Source organism: Streptomyces sp. LUP47B (genome assembly GCF_001746295.1).
Classification (GTDB): domain Bacteria; phylum Actinomycetota; class Actinomycetes; order Streptomycetales; family Streptomycetaceae; genus Streptomyces.
Genome location: NZ_MJAH01000002.1, coordinates 154,945 through 170,407, shown reverse-complemented (window position 1 = coordinate 170,407; position 15,463 = coordinate 154,945). Strand labels below are relative to the sequence as shown.

Sequence of the window (15,463 nt, the reverse complement as noted above, 5' to 3'; positions counted from 1 at the left end):
GCATGGTGCCCACCGACCGTCTTCTCGCCTTCGCGGCCATGTCGTTCCTGCTGATCGTGGTCCCCGGACCCAGCGTGCTGTTCGTGATCGGCCGGGCGCTCGCTCAGGGCCGGCGCGCCGCTCTGACCACGGTGGCGGGGAACACGGTCGGCGCCTACGTGCTGGTCCTGGCCGTCGCGTTCGGGGTCGGCTCGATCGTGGAGCGCTCGGTCCTGGTCTTCACCACGCTCAAGCTCGCCGGTGCCGCCTACCTCGTGTACCTGGGCGTCAAGGCGTGGCGCGGGCGCGGGTCACTGCGTGCGGCGTTCGCCGAGGACGTGACGGCTGCGGCGGCGGGGCACGGCGGACTGCGGACGTTCTGGGAGGGGTTCGCGGTCGGCGTGACCAACCCCAAGACCATCGTGTTCTTCGCCGCCGTACTGCCGCAGTTCGTGGACCGCGGCCAGGGTCGGGTGGCCGCGCAGATGCTGCTGCTCGGGCTGGTGTTCAACGTCATCGCACTGGTCTCCGACGCCGTGTGGGGGCTGGTCGCGGCGACCGCGCGGGGCTGGTTCGCCCGCTCGCCGCGCCGGCTGTCCCTGGTGGGCGGGGTCGGCGGACTGACCATGATCGGGCTGGGTGTGACGGTGGCGGTGACGGGGCGGAAGGACTGAGGGTTCTCAGACCTTCAGGGGGTCGTATGCCACCCCGGTGAGCCCTTCCGAAGCTGTCCAAAGCCGCTCGGACGCCCGGTCGTCGCGGGTCCAGGGGGCCCGCCAGGAGGGGGCCGGGGAACCGCGCCACCCCGCCAGGGACGGGCCGGTGAAGGAGTCGGGCGGTACGTCGGGGACCGTGGCCGCGTAGAGGGTGGGGAGGGCGCCGGCGTCGGCGGACTGGGCGAAGAAACGGTTGCCGACCCGCATGAAGCGTTCCGCCGCCCTGCGGCCCGACATCTTCGGGCCCGCCGTCTGGAGGTTGGTGGCCGCGTAACCCGGGTGCGCCGCCGCCGCGACCACGTCCGAGCCGTGGGCCGACAGCCTGCGGGCCAGTTCGTGCACGAAGAGGAGGTTGGCGGTCTTGGAGCGGGCGTAGGCGACCCAACGGCGGTAGTGGCGCTCGCTGTTGAGGTCGTCGATGTCGATGTTGGCCAGCGCGTGCGCCGTGCTGGAGACGGTCACGACGCGCGCGGCGGGTGTCTCGAGAAGCGTGGGCAGCAGCAGACCGGTCAGCGCGAAGTGGCCCAGGTGGTTCGTGCCGAACTGCGTCTCGAAGCCGTCCGCCGTGGTGCCGTACGGCAGTGCCATCACGCCCGCGTTGTTGACCAGCAGGTCGAGGCGGTCGTAGGGATACGCCGTCGCGAACTCCCGTACGGAGGCCAGGTCCCCGAGATCCAGACGGGCCAACTCGACCTCCGCGCCCGGCACTTCGGCGACCAGCCGTTCCCGGGCCCCGGCGCCACGCACCTCGCTGCGACAGGCGAGCAGCAATCGGGCGCCCCTGCGGGCCAGCTCCCGCGCGGTGACGTACCCGATCCCGCTGTTGGCCCCGGTGACGACGGCGACACGTCCACTCTGATCCGGGACGGCCCTCGCACTCCAACCTGACATGGCCGGGCTCCCTCCGCAGACGGTGGGACTCAGCCTACGAGCGGAGGGCGCGGCGCGCAGTCATCGCAGCTCCGGACGCCACCTGACATGTCTTGGTCACGGAATGAACACTTCACCTCCACAACTGCGACGGCAGCAATACGGTCATCCCCTCACGTAACACCTCCAGGGGGACGACATGGCCAACCCGTACAACAATCAGCCCGCGCCGCCGTGGCAGCCGACACCGACACCCGCTCCCCGGCCCACCCCCAAGTGGGCCCGGAAGCGGTACGTCCTGCCCGCCCTCGCGCTCGCGCTCTTCCTCGGCGTCGGCATAGGCAGCGGCGACCCGGACAAGACGACGAGCGACGCGAAGCCGGCCGCCGCCAAGCCACAGCCGACGGTGACCGTGACAGCGACGGCCACGGCCACGGCGACGGCTGAACCGGCACCGGCGCCCACGGTGACCACCACGAAGACGGTCAAGGTCACCAGGACGGTCACGGCACAGGCCGCGGCGGACACCGGCTCCGGGTCCGATCCGGACCCCGCCGGCGTCTCTTACGCAAACTGCTCGGAGGCCCGCGCCGCCGGCGCCGCACCGATCCACCGAGGCGAGCCGGGCTACGCCTCCCACCTGGACCGGGACAACGACGGGGTGGCCTGCGACAGCTGAGAGCCGCAGACGAGAGGGCGGCACCCCCGCACAAGGGTGCCGCCCTCTCTTCGTGGACCGGAGCCGTCGCCCATCGGGTGAGGGTCGGGGACGGGCGGCGGATCCGGGGTCGCGGGGGCCGTCAGGGGCCTACCGGTGGTCGCTGCCGTTCGCCGTGATCGCCGCGCGCCCCGCCTCCAGGCGGGCCACGGGGATGCGGAACGGGGAGCAGGAGACGTAGTCCAGACCCACCTCGTGGAAGAAGTGGACCGACTCCGGGTCGCCGCCGTGCTCACCGCAGACGCCGAGCTTGAGGTCGGGGCGGGTGTTGCGGCCCGCCTCGGCGGCCAGCTTCACCAGGGAGCCCACGCCGTCCTTGTCGATCGTCTCGAACGGGGAGACCCCGAAGATGCCCTTCTCCAGGTAGGCGGTGAAGAAGCTCGCCTCCACGTCGTCCCGGCTGAAGCCCCACACCGTCTGGGTGAGGTCGTTGGTGCCGAAGGAGAAGAACTCCGCGGCCTCCGCGATCTGGCCGGCGGTCAGCGCGGCGCGCGGGAGTTCGATCATCGTGCCGATCGACAGCTTCAGCTCCACACCCGTCGCCGCCTCGACCTCCGCGACGACCTGGTCGGCCTCCTCGCGGACGATCTCCAGCTCCTGGACCGTGCCCACCAGCGGGATCATGATCTCCGCGCGCGGGTCGCCCTTGGCGTTCTTGCGTTCGGCCGCCGCCTCCGCGATCGCGCGGACCTGCATGGTGAACAGGCCGGGGATGACCAGGCCGAGGCGCACTCCGCGCAGGCCCAGCATGGGGTTCTGCTCGTGCAGCCGGTGCACGGCCTGGAGCAGCCGCAGTTCGTTCTCGTGCGGCTCCTGACGGGACTCCGCGAGCGCCACACGGACCGACAGTTCGGTGATGTCGGGCAGGAACTCGTGCAGCGGCGGGTCCAGCAGCCGTACCGTCACCGGCAGCCCGTCCATCGCCGAGAACAGTTCCACGAAGTCCTGCTTCTGCAGCGGGAGCAGCGCCTTCAGCGACTCCTCGCGCTCGGTCTCCGTGTCGGCCAGGATCAGCCGCTCGACCAGCTCGCGGCGGTCACCGAGGAACATGTGCTCGGTACGGCACAGGCCGATGCCCTGGGCGCCGAAGCGACGGGCGCGCAGCGCGTCCTCGGCGTTGTCCGCGTTGGCCCGCACCCGCAGGCGCCGCTTGCGGTCCGCGAACGCCATGATCCGGTGCACGGCCTCGACCAGCTCGTCGGCGTCGTTGGCGCCCGCGTGCATCCGGCCCTCGAAGTACTCGACGACGGGAGAGGGCACGACCGGGACCTCGCCCAGGTAGACCTTGCCGGACGAGCCGTCGATGGAGATGACGTCGCCCTCCTCGACCACATGGCCGCCCGGAACCGTCATCCGGCGGCGCTTGGTGTCGACCTCCAGCTCCTCCGCGCCGCAGACACAGGTCTTGCCCATGCCGCGCGCGACCACGGCCGCGTGGGAGGTCTTGCCGCCGCGCGAGGTCAGGATGCCCTCGGCCGCGATCATGCCGTCGAGGTCGTCCGGGTTGGTCTCCCGGCGGACCAGGATGACCTTCTCGCCCGAACGCGACCACTTCACCGCGGTGTACGAGTCGAAGACCGCCTTGCCGACGGCCGCGCCCGGCGAGGCCGCGATGCCCCGGCCGACCTGCGCGACCTTGGTGTTCTCGTCGAAGCGGGGGAACATCAGCTGGGCGAGCTGGGCGCCGGTGACGCGCTGGAGCGCCTCCGCCTCGTCGATCAGGCCCTGGTCCACCAGCTGGGTCGCGATCCGGAAGGCCGCACCCGCCGTGCGCTTGCCGACCCGGGTCTGGAGCATCCACAGCTGACCGCGCTCGATGGTGAACTCGATGTCGCAGAGGTCCTTGTAGTGGTTCTCCAGCGTCTCCATGATCTGCATCAGCTGGTCGTACGACTTCTTGTCGATCTGCTCCAGCTCCGCGAGCGGGACGGTGTTGCGGATGCCCGCGACGACGTCCTCGCCCTGGGCGTTCTGGAGGTAGTCGCCGTATACGCCCTGGTGGCCGGAGGCGGGGTCACGGGTGAACGCGACGCCGGTGCCGGAGTCGGGGCCGAGGTTGCCGAAGACCATCGAGCAGACGTTGACCGCGGTGCCCAGGTCGCCGGGGATGCGCTCCTGGCGGCGGTAGAGCTTGGCGCGGTCGGTGTTCCAGGAGTCGAAGACCGCGTGGATGGCGAGGTCCATCTGCTCGCGCGGGTCCTGCGGGAAGTCCCGGCCCGCCTCCTTCTTGACGATCTTCTTGAAGGCGGTGACGAGCTTCTTGAGGTCGGCGGCCTCCAGGTCGGTGTCGACCGTGACCTTCTTGGCCTCCTTGGCCTTCTCGAGGGCCTCCTCGAAGAGGTCGCCGTCGACGCCGAGGACGGTCTTGCCGAACATCTGGATGAGCCGTCGGTAGGAGTCCCAGGCGAAACGGTCGTCGCCGGCCTGCTTGGCGAGCCCCTGGACCGACTTGTCGGAGAGACCGATGTTCAGGACCGTGTCCATCATTCCCGGCATGGAGAACTTCGCGCCGGAGCGGACCGAGACGAGCAGCGGGTCGTCGGCCTGGCCGAGCTTCTTGCCCATGCGCTGCTCCAGCGCGTCGAGGTGCGCACTCACCTCGTCACGCAGTGCCGCGGGCTCCTCGCCGCTGTCCAGGTAGACCTTGCAGGCTTCCGTCGTGATGGTGAAGCCAGGGGGAACGGGGAGTCCCAGGTTGGTCATCTCGGCGAGGTTCGCGCCCTTGCCACCCAGGAGGTCCTTGAGGTCCTTGTTTCCCTCGGTGAAGTCGTAAACGAACTTCGCTACGTGGGGTTCTTTGTTTTCCGACACGGGTCCGACTCCCTCGAGGACGCGGTGGCTGCCCTGACGGCGAGGAACATACCCAGATCGAAGGCGTCTGGGTACGTCTACTCGGGCGTCATACGCCCGTAACCAGTCGTCCGCCAGCGGATCGAAAGTCAAAGCTTGGCAAGCGACACGCGACGGATGTTTTCACTTCTTGAACGCGGCAACCCTCCACAGGCCTCCCAGTTGCTCATTCGAGCGGCTATTCGCACGCCTGATTTCGATCGATGAACGATCACGGGGTGGCACTCAGTGCCACCCCTTGGAGAAGTGCAGTCGCCCAAGATCCGCTCATCCGAGCGGCACCCCTCTCAAGGGTGGCGAGAATCACGCTGCCACAGGGAGACGGATTTCACCATGCGGACGGGCATTCGGACGGAAAGGGAGGAGAAACACGGGCGTCATACGCCCATGGCCAGCAGCCTCTCCTCGACCCGCGCGGGCGCGTACAGATGCTCCACGACCAGCGCACCCGCCCCTATCAGCCCGGCCCGCTCCCCCAGCCGCGAGGTCACGACCTCGAGCCGGGCGGTGGAGCGGGGCAGCGCCCGCTGGTACAGCAGCTCCCGGACGCCCGTGAGGAAGGGAGTGCCGGCCAGATCCCCGGCGATCATCAGAACCCCCGGGTTCAGCAGGGTCACGACGGTCGCCAGCACGTCCCCGACCTGCCGCCCCGCCTCGCGTGCGAGCGCCGCCGCCTCCGGATGCCCGGACGCGAGCAGGTCCCGCACATCCGAGCCCGACGCCGCCGGCACCCCGGCAGCCGCCAGCCGGCGCGCCACGGCACCGCCGCTCGCGACGGCGGCGAGACAGCCGTAGGAACCGCAGCGGCACAGCGCCTCCGCTCCCGCGGGGACCCGGATATGGCCGAGGTCGCCCGCGCCGCCGTCGATGCCCCGGTAGACCGAGCCGTCGACCACGACTCCGGCGCCGATGCCCGTCGAGACCTTGACCAGGACGAACGCCGAGCAGTCGGGGTAGGCCGTGCGCTGTTCGCCGTACGCCATGAGGTTGGCGTCGTTGTCGACGAGCACGGGGACCGGACCGGTCCCGGTGTGCTCGGTGAAGGCTCCGGACAGACGGCCTCTTATGTCGTAGCCGTCCCAGCCGGGCATGATCGGCGGCTGGACCACCCGGCCGCTCTCCAGGTCGACCGGGCCCGGCACGGCGAGCCCGATCCCGCAGACCTCCTCCGCCCGGTGTCCCGCCTTCTCCAGCAGCTCGGCGAACCAGCGGCCCAGCTCACCGAGCACGGCGTCCGGGCCGTCCTCGATCGCCAGGGCGCCGCTGTGCTCGGCGAGGATCTCGCCGGTCAGGGACAGCACGCACGCGCGCGCGTGCCGGGTCTCCAGGTCGGCGGCGAGGACGACGGCGTGGGCGTCGTCGAACTCCAGGGTGATGGAGGGGCGGCCGCCCAGCGGGGAGTCGACGGGCCCCCCGGCGCCCTCGCGCAGCCAGCCCGCGCGAAAGAGCCGGTCGAGGCGCTGGCCGACGGTCGCCCGGGACAGTCCCGTGGCCTGCTGGAGCGCCCCGCGCGTGACGGCTCGCCCGCTGCGGACCAGTTCGAGCAGATCTCCGGCGCCGGTCTGACTCCGTCCGGTCATGCGCACCCCCTTGTGTTTCTCAACTCTGCATTACATTCTGAGTTTTGCGTGTTAAATAGACGTAACCCTACGGTAGCCCTGACCGAACCGGTCGGTCACACGTCTTCGGGGAGCCCCGAGTGGATCGCACTGCCCAGCTCATCACCCCTTCCGCGGCGCGCTCGATCGCATACGATCCGCCGCGTTCGTCACATTCCCTGCATGTCAGGGCGGCGAGGGTGCTGGAAGGCAACTGGACCGGCGCCTCCACGGTGCCCTCGCGCAGTCTGTACCCGCACCAGTGGTCCTGGGACTCCGCGTTCATCGCGATCGGCCTGCGCCACCTCTCCCCACTGCGGGCCCAGACCGAGCTGGAGACGCTGCTGGCGGCCCAGTGGGGCGACGGGCGCGTCCCGCACATCGTCTTCAACCCCTCCGTACCGCTCGACGCGTACTTCCCGAGCCCCGACTTCTGGCGCTCCTCGACCGCGGGGCACGGCGCGGGCGCCCCGCGCACCGTACAGACGTCCGGCATCGTGCAGCCACCGGTCCACGCCCTCGCGGTGTGGCTGGTCCACCGCGCCGACCCCGGTCTGTCCCGTGCGCGCGGCTTCCTCGCCCGCATGTACCCCCGCCTGGCCGCCTGGCACCGCTACCTCCTGCACCGCCGCGACCTGGGCGGCGGCGGCCTCGCGTCCGTCGTGCACCCCTGGGAACAGGGTATGGACAACAGCCCCGCCTGGGACCTCCCGCTCTCCCGCGTCACACCGGCACCGGCCCGCTCCTTCCGCCGCGCCGACCTCGACCACGGGTCCGCGGAGGACCGGCCGACGGATCTGGACTACGGCCGGTATGTGCGGCTCGCGACGGACTACCGGGACGCCGGGTACGCCGACGGCGGCGGGGAGTTCGCCGTCGAGGACCCCGCCTTCAACGCCCTGCTCATCGCCTCCGAACACGCCCTCGCCCGGATCGCCGAGGAGCTGGGGGCGCCCGGCACGGCCCGGCACGCGCGCGCTGAGCGGCTGACGGCGGCGCTGGTGGAGCGGTTGTGGGATCCGGCGAGCGGGATGTTCCTGTGCCGGGATCTGCGAGGACCCGCCCAGGACAGGCGCGGCACCCTGATCCCCGAGCGCGGAGTCTCCGGCCTGCTCCCCCTGCTGCTCCCCGGCCTGCCGCGGGACATCGTCACGGAGGTCGTGCGGACCGCCTCCGGCCCCCACTTCGGCCTCGGCACCACCACCCGCCTCGTGCCCAGCTACGACCTCCTCGGCGAGGCCTTCGATCCGCACCGCTACTGGCGCGGCCCGGCCTGGTTCAACACCGCCTGGCTGCTGGAGCGCGGGCTGCGCACCCAGGGCGAGCACCGACGGGCCGACGCGCTGCGGGAGTCGGCCCTCGAACTCGCCGGGACCACCGACTTCGCGGAGTACGTCGACCCGTACACCTCAGAGGCCTGCGGGGCGACCGGCTTCAGCTGGACCGCCGCGCTCGCGCTCGACCTGCTGCACAGCGACACCACAGTCACGGCGGACATGGGACTCAAGGGAGGGAACCGGCGATGACGGACCGGCAACATCTGCTCGTGCACGGCGGGACGTTCGCTGCCGTGGGTGACGGCGGGGACATCAGCGGCGTCCGGGGCGGCGGCAGCTCCCCCGACGGATTGTTCGTACGCGACGCCCGGCACCTGAGCCGCTGGCAGCTCACGGTCGACGGCGCGGTACCGGAGGCCCTGTCGCCGGTGGCCGACGGCGACACCGCGCGCTGTGTCCTCGTCCCGCGCGGCGGCCGCCAGGAGCCGCCCGCCTGCACGCTCTTCCGCGAACAGGCCGTGGGGGACGGCTCGTTCGTCGAATCCCTGCGGGTCACCAGCAACCGCCCGGTGCCGACCACGGTCCGCCTCGCGGTCACCGCGGACGCCGACTTCACCGACCAGTTCGAACTCCGCTCCGACTACCGCACATACACGAAGACGGGCGCGATCCGCCGCCGCGAAATCCTCGACGACGGCGTGGAGTTCACCTACCAACGCGCCGAATGGCGTTCCTGTACGACGGTGACGGCCGACCCCGCCCCGGACGCCGTCGAGGAGACGGGCACCGGAGCCAGGCGCCTGGTCTGGACGCTGGACCTGGAGCCGCACGGCACGGCCGAGCTGACGCTGCGGGTGATGGCCCGCCCGCACGGCGACAAGCGGGCCCGCCGGGTGCCGAGCTCTCCGGCCGCGCTGAACCGCCAACTCCTTACACTGGAAGGCGAGTTCGTGGAGGGCGTCGCCTTCCCGACCGGTTGGCCGGAGCTCGCCGCCGCCTGCGCCCGCGGTCTCGCCGACCTCGCCTCGCTGCAGGTCCCGGCGACCGGCCCCGACGGCGAGGACCTGCGTGTCCCGGCCGCCGGAGCCCCCTGGTTCCTGACCCTGCTGGGCCGGGACGCCCTCCTGACCTCGCTCTTCGCCCTCCCCTACCGCCCCCAGCTGGCCGCCGCGACGCTCCCCGCGCTCGCCGCGACCCAGGCCACCGAGACCGGCGCGGCCTCCGTGGCCCAGCCAGGCAAGATCGTGCACGAGGTACGGCACGGAGAGCTGGCCCACTTCGGCCAGGTGCCGTACGGCCGCTACTACGGCTCGGTCGACGCCACCCCACTCTTCCTCATCCTGCTGGGCGCATACGTGGAGCACACCGGCGACCTGCCGCTCGCCCGGCGCCTGGAGCCCCACGCCCGTGCCGCGATCGGCTGGATGCTCGACCACGGCGGACTCACCTCGCGCGGCTACCTCGTCTACCGCGCCGACCAGGGCGGCCTCGCCAACCAGAACTGGAAGGACTCCCCCGGCGCGATCTGCGGCGCCGACGGAGCACGGGCGAGCGGACCGGTCATGGCCGCGGGCGCCCAGGGCTACGCGTACGACGCGCTGCGCCGGACCGCGTGGGTCGCGCGCACGGTGTGGGAGGACGAGACCTACGCGGCGCTCCTCGAGCAGGCCTCGGCGGATCTCAGGGACCGCTTCCAGCGGGACTTCTGGATGCCGGACCGCACCTTTCCCGCGCTCGCGCTGGACGGCGAGGGCCGGCAGGTCGACGCGCTGGCCTCCGACGCCGGGCATCTGCTGTGGTCCGGGCTGCTCGACAAGGAGTACGGAGAACTGGTGGGGCGGCGGCTGCTGGAGCCGGACTTCTTCTCCGGGTGGGGGGTCAGGACACTGGCGGCCGGACAGGCGGCGTATCACCCGCTCTCGTATCACCGGGGCTCGGTGTGGCCGCACGACAACGCGTTGATCACGCTGGGACTGGCCCGGTACGGGCTGCATGACGAGGCGCGGGCAGTGGCGCACGGGCTGGTGGACGCGGCGACGGCCGCCGGGCACCGCTTGCCGGAAGTCCTCGCGGGATACGGGCGGGAGACCCATGGAGAGCCGGTGCCGTATCCGCACGCGTGTGTGCGGGAGGCGCGGTCCGCTGCGGCGCCGCTCGCTCTGTTGACGGCGGTGGGAGGCGCCTAGTCGTGGGGGCGAGCAGGTCGTACGGCGAGTGCGGAACAAGCCGGAGTCTGACCGTTGACCAAGGGTTGGGCCGGTGTTTGCCCTAGGGCGTGAACTGAGGCCCTGAGCGCTCCGTACGGGAAGGTGGCGGATCCGAGACCCCATATCGGGTCCGCCTCCTACCAGGACCCGTACGGAAGGACCCTCGGGTGTCCGAGACCCTTGCAGAGAGCACGTCACCCGAGGCCGAGGCGACGGGTGCGGACGGTACGCCGGCGGAAAAGCCGTCCTGGCGGGACGCGCACCCCACCGCCGTACGCAACACGTGCTGGACTCTCAACGTCCTCGCCGCCCTGCTGGTCCTCGGCGCCCTGCTCCTGCCGAACAAGGTCGTCTACCTGCACCCGCGGGCGTTCGTGCGGATTCCGGCGGAGGCGATCATCGGGGCGGCCGTGGCGCTTGCGCTGCCGCGCCGGCCGCGCTTGGCGGTGGCCCTGGTGTCCGGGGTGGGACTCGGCGTGATGACGATCCTGAACCTGCTCGACATGGGATTCAACGACTACCTCGGGCGGCCCTTCAATCTCGTCCTCGACTGGGAGCTGCTCGACGACGCGCAGTCGTATGTCGCGGACTCGATGGGCAGGGGTGTGGCGGTCGGTGCCGCGGTCGGCGCGGTGGTCCTGGTCCTTCTCCTGCTGGCCGTCATGGCGCTGGCGATGGTCCGGCTGAGCGGTCTGCTGGCCCGATACCGGCAGACCGCCACCCGGGGCACCCTCATCGCGGCCACCGTCTGGGTCACCTGCTCCGCGCTCGGTCTGCAGATCTTCGGCATTCCGCTGTCCTCCGAGCACACCGCCGCGCTCGCCGCCACCCAGGCCAAGCGGGTGGTGTCCACCGTGCGGGACGAGGCGGAGTTCCAGAAGGTGGCCAAGGTCGACGCCTTCGGGAACACGCCCGGCTCCCAGCTGGTGCCCGACCTGCGCGGCAAGGACATGATCTTCACCTTCATCGAGAGCTACGGGCGCAGTGCCGTCGAGGACCCGGGCATCGCGCCCGGCGTGGACAAGACCCTCGACACCAGCACCGCGGCCCTCGCGAAGGCCGGCTTCCACGCGAAGAGCGGCTGGCTGACCTCGGCGACGTACGGCGGCAGCAGCTGGCTGGGCCACTCGACGACCCTCACCGGCCTCTGGATCGACAACCAGCAGCGCTACCGGACGGTCATGGCCAGTGACCACCTCAGCCTCACCAAGGCCTTCAAGAAGACCGGCGCCTGGGACACGGTCGGGGTGATGCCAGGCGTCCAGAAGGGCTGGCCCGAGCAGAAGTACTACGACCTCGACAAGGTCTACAACGCCTTCCAACTCGGCTACAAGGGACCCAAGTTCAGCTGGTCGACGATGCCCGACCAATACGCCCTGGAGGCCTACCAGCGCCAGGTCCACGGCAAGAAGCGCGACAAGCCGCTGATGTCCGAGATCATCCTGACCTCCAGCCACCAGCCCTGGGCGCCCATCCCGAAGATGGTCGACTGGAACGACCTGGGCGACGGCTCGATCTTCAAGGGCATCCAGAAGGCGGGCAACAAGCCGTCCGAGATCATCGCCGACTCCACCCGCTCCAAGCAGGAGTACGGCAAGTCCATCTCGTATTCGGTCACGTCACTGACCCAGTGGCTGGAGCGCTACGGCAGCGACGACACGGTCCTCGTCTTCCTCGGCGACCACCAGCCGATCGCCCGGGTCAGCGGGGAGAAGGCCAGCCGTGACGTGCCGATCTCCATCGTCGCCAAGGACCCGAAGGTCCTGGACAAGATCGCGTCCTGGAACTGGACGGACGGCCTGAAGCCGGCGCACAACGCCCCGGTCTGGAAAATGAGCTCCTTCCGAGACCGCTTCCTGACGGCATACGGCTCGACTCCACACCCGTCGAACGGGTGACGCTGCGCCTACGGGGGTGCCGGGTCGGGTAGTCGGGCGACCGCGGCCCGGTGGGGGCTGGTCGCGCAGTTCCCCGCGGGCAGCTGCGCTGGGCCTGGGCGGGCGCCTATGGGGGTGCCACGTGATGTCGTAGGGCGGCTGCGGGTCCGTTGTGGCTGGTCGCGCAGTTCCCCGCGGGCAGCTGCGCTGGGCTTGGGCGGGCGCCTATGGGGGTGCCACGTGATGTCGTAGGGCGGCTGCGGGTCCGTTGTGGCTGGTCGCGCAGTTCCCCGCGCCCCTGGGGAGTTGCAGTCACCTGCGCCAGGACGGACCGTTCGTCACCTCACTCCCCGGGACCGTTCGCCGTACCGTGCGCCACGACGTGCCGTTGGCCGCGTACGGCGCGAAGGGGACGGGGTGGGGGGTGTCCGCCCGCAGCGGCCGGCGTCCGTCACCGAGCACTGTTGAAGCAGCCGAACCGCCGGACCGAGGACGGACACCCCCCACCCCGGCCCCGACCCACAACACACCCGCACGCGCTACAAAGACCCCCACCGAACCGAAACAGGCCGCCGCAGGCACCCAGGGGCGCGGGGAACTGCGCAAAACGCCCACCCCCACCGACCCCGTACAGGCCGCCGCAGGCATCAGCCCCCAGACGTCTCCAACTCCGCATCCTCCCCGACCCCCGCACAGTCGTACGGGTCCTTCAGCCACCCATCCGGCAGCACCACCCGGTTGTTGCCGGACGTACGACCCCGCGGCCCGTCGGCGCCCGTCGGCCAGGGCTGGTCCAGGTCCAGCTCGTCCAGACCGGACCGCAGTTCCGACAGCGACGACGTGATGGCCAGCCGCTTGCGCATCTCGCTGCCGACCGCGAACCCCTTCAGATACCAGGCCACATGCTTACGGAAGTCGATGACCCCGCGGGACTCGTCCCCGATCCACTCACCCAGCAGCGTGGCGTGCCGGACCATGACATCGGCCACCTCCCGCAGCGAAGGCCGCGCGATGTCCTCCGGACGCCCTTCGAACGCCGCCACCAGATCCGCGAACAGCCACGGCCGCCCCAGACACCCCCGCCCGACGACCACCCCGTCGCACCCGGTGGACGCCACCATCCGCAGCGCGTCCGACGCCGACCAGATGTCCCCGTTGCCGAGCACGGGAATCTCCGGCACGTGGTCCTTGAGGCGGGCGATCGCGTCCCAGTCCGCCGTGCCGCCGTAGTGCTGGGCGGCGGTACGACCGTGCAGCGCGATGGAGGTGATCCCCTCCTCGACCGCGATCCGCCCCGCGTCGAGATACGTGATGTGGTCGTCGTCGATCCCCTTGCGCATCTTCATCGTGACCGGCAGATCCCCCGCCCCGCTCACGGCCTCCCGCAGGATCGCCCGGAGCAGCGGACGCTTGTACGGCAGCGCCGAGCCGCCGCCCTTGCGCGTGACCTTGGGGACCGGACAGCCGAAGTTCAGGTCGATGTGATCGGCCAGGTCCTCCTCCGCGATCATGCGGACGGCCTTGCCGACGGTGGCGGGGTCGACGCCGTACAACTGGATGGAGCGCGGCTTCTCGGTCGCGTCGAAGTGGATCAGCTGCATGGTCTTCTCGTTGCGCTCGACCAGCGCCCGAGTCGTGATCATCTCGCTGACGAACAGGCCCTTGCCGCCACTGAACTCCCTGCACAGGGTGCGGAAGGGCGCGTTGGTGATACCGGCCATGGGGGCCAGGACGACGGGGGGCTGGACGAGGTGAGGGCCGATCTGCATTCCCCCATTGTCACGCATCCCTCCCGCCGCTCGGGCACCGATCATGCATGGACCATTAGTTAGACGCACTATCGAAATCGGCGTACGATGACACGCATGCCCGAGCTCAGCCACCGCCGACGCATGCTGGTACTCGCGATCTGCTGTATGAGCCTGCTGATCGTGAGTCTCGACACCACCGCCCTCAACGTCGCCCTGCCCGCCATGCAGCGAGGCCTGGACGCGAGCACGGCGGGCCTCCAGTGGACGATCGACGCGTACACCCTGGTCCTCGCCTCGCTGCTGATGCTGGCCGGCTCCACAGGTGACCGGATCGGCCGCAAACGCGTCTTCATGGCGGGCCTGGTCGTCTTCACGATCGGCTCCGCGCTGTGTTCCGCCGCGCCGAACCTGGAGGCACTGATCGCCTTCCGCATGGTGCAGGCGGTCGGCGGTTCGATGCTCAACCCGGTCGCGATGTCGATCATCACCAACACCTTCACGGACCCACGCGAGCGCGCCCGGGCGATCGGGGTGTGGGGCGCGGTCGTCGGCATCTCCATGGCCGCGGGACCGCTGGTCGGCGGCGTGCTCGTGGACTCGGTCGGCTGGCGATCGATCTTCTGGGTCAACCTGCCGGTCGGCCTCGCGGCCCTGCTGCTCACCCTGCGGTACGTCCCCGAGTCCCGGGCGCCCAAGGCCCGCCGCCCCGACCCGGTCGGACAGGTCCTGGTGATCGCGCTGTTCGGCTCGCTGACGTACGCGATCATCGAGGCGCCGGCCTCGGGGTTCTCCTACGTCCTGCCCTTCGCCGTCGTGGCCGTCGTCGCCCTGGCCGGACTGCTCTGGTACGAGCCCCGGCGCGACGAGCCCCTCATCGACCTGCGCTTCTTCCGGTCCGCGCCGTTCAGCGGGGCCACGGTGATAGCGATCAGCGCGTTCGCGGGGCTCGGCGGATTCCTCTTCCTGTCGACGCTGTATCTGCAGAACGTCCGCGGGTTGGACGCGCTGCACGCCGGTCTGTGGATGCTGCCGATGGCGGTGCCGATGTTCCTGTGCGCGCCGCTGGCCGGGCGGCTGGTGGGGAGCCGGGGGCCGCGGCTGCCGCTGGTGATCGCGGGGGTCGCCATGACGGTGAGCGGGGTGCTCTTCGCGGCTTTCGACGCGGAGACGTCCGACTTGACGCTGTTCCTCGGGTACGTGTTGTTCGGGATCGGGTTCGGGTTCGTCAACGCGCCGATCACCAACACGGCGGTATCGGGGATGCCGCGCGCCCAGGCCGGGGTCGCCGCCGCCGTCGCCTCCACGAGCCGGCAACTCGGGCAGACGCTGGGTGTCGCGGTGATCGGGGCGGTGCTGGCCTCCGGGGTGAGCTCCTCGTCGTACAAGGAGAAGTTCGTGTCGGCCGCGGTGCCGGGGTGGTGGATCCTGGCCGGGTGCGGGGTCGCGGTGCTGGTGCTCGGGGCGGTGACCACTGGGCCGTGGGCCCGGCGTTCCGCTGAGCGGACGGCTGAGCGGCTGGAGTCCGTGGAGGTTCGCGAGGCGGCGGGGGTCAGCGCGTAGTTCGGCGGCTGCGGGTCGGTGGGGTGGTCGCGCCCACGCGGCGGTAGCCGCACATCGATA

At 70.8% G+C, this 15,463-nt stretch carries 10 protein-coding genes; 6 read left to right on the top strand and 4 right to left on the bottom strand.

All coding sequences use genetic code 11. The annotated features are described in order from the left end of the window. The first annotated feature begins 2 nt into the window (after window positions 1-2). Window positions 3-653 carry a LysE family translocator gene (locus BFN33_RS07360; RefSeq protein ID WP_069759097.1) on the top strand — a complete coding sequence of 217 codons (651 nt, stop codon included), beginning with the start codon at window positions 3-5 and terminating at the stop codon, window positions 651-653. Between the two features lie 6 nt (window positions 654-659). Here BFN33_RS07360 and BFN33_RS07355 read toward each other — a convergent pair whose 3' ends face one another. Beyond that, a complete protein-coding gene (locus BFN33_RS07355; protein WP_069759096.1) occupies window positions 660-1,586 on the bottom strand; it encodes an oxidoreductase in 927 nt (308 codons plus the stop codon). 178 nt (window positions 1,587-1,764) lie between these two features. Here BFN33_RS07355 and BFN33_RS07350 point away from each other — a divergent pair, with 178 nt between their 5' ends. Further along, entirely contained in the window at window positions 1,765-2,244 is a 480-nt protein-coding gene (locus BFN33_RS07350; protein ID WP_069759095.1) for an excalibur calcium-binding domain-containing protein, read from the top strand. A gap of 129 nt (window positions 2,245-2,373) precedes the next feature. On the opposite strand, the gene ppdK is transcribed toward BFN33_RS07350, so the two are convergent. Both ppdK and BFN33_RS07340 read right to left on the bottom strand, forming a co-directional pair. Next, entirely contained in the window at window positions 2,374-5,094 is a 2,721-nt protein-coding gene (ppdK, locus tag BFN33_RS07345) for a pyruvate, phosphate dikinase (protein WP_069759094.1), read from the bottom strand. A gap of 416 nt (window positions 5,095-5,510) precedes the next feature. Next, window positions 5,511-6,713 (bottom strand): ROK family transcriptional regulator, encoded by a 1,203-nt coding sequence (locus BFN33_RS07340; protein ID WP_088245282.1) that lies wholly within the window; start codon window positions 6,711-6,713, stop codon window positions 5,511-5,513. A 119-nt stretch (window positions 6,714-6,832) separates the two neighbouring features. Between BFN33_RS07340 and BFN33_RS07335 the strand changes: the two genes are divergently transcribed. The 3 genes from BFN33_RS07335 (at window position 6,833) to BFN33_RS07325 (ending at window position 12,113) form a co-directional block, all read left to right on the top strand. Beyond that, entirely contained in the window at window positions 6,833-8,257 is a 1,425-nt protein-coding gene (locus tag BFN33_RS07335; RefSeq protein ID WP_069759092.1) for a hypothetical protein, read from the top strand. Beyond that, window positions 8,254-10,194 (top strand): glycogen debranching N-terminal domain-containing protein, encoded by a 1,941-nt coding sequence (locus tag BFN33_RS07330; protein WP_069759091.1) that lies wholly within the window; start codon window positions 8,254-8,256, stop codon window positions 10,192-10,194. The genes BFN33_RS07335 and BFN33_RS07330 overlap by 4 nt, the downstream gene beginning before the upstream one ends. Before the next feature lie 188 nt (window positions 10,195-10,382). Further along, complete coding sequence (locus tag BFN33_RS07325; RefSeq protein ID WP_176742334.1) at window positions 10,383-12,113, top strand: CDP-alcohol phosphatidyltransferase; 1,731 nt, start codon at window positions 10,383-10,385, stop codon at window positions 12,111-12,113. A gap of 626 nt (window positions 12,114-12,739) precedes the next feature. On the opposite strand, the gene dusB is transcribed toward BFN33_RS07325, so the two are convergent. Beyond that, the gene (gene dusB / locus BFN33_RS07320; protein WP_218108967.1) at window positions 12,740-13,861 is read right to left on the bottom strand and encodes a tRNA dihydrouridine synthase DusB; all 1,122 of its coding nucleotides are present in this window, start codon (window positions 13,859-13,861) and stop codon (window positions 12,740-12,742) included. A 96-nt stretch (window positions 13,862-13,957) separates the two neighbouring features. Between dusB and BFN33_RS07315 the strand changes: the two genes are divergently transcribed. Beyond that, entirely contained in the window at window positions 13,958-15,403 is a 1,446-nt protein-coding gene (locus tag BFN33_RS07315; protein ID WP_069759089.1) for an MFS transporter, read from the top strand. Window positions 15,404-15,463 lie beyond the last annotated feature (60 nt).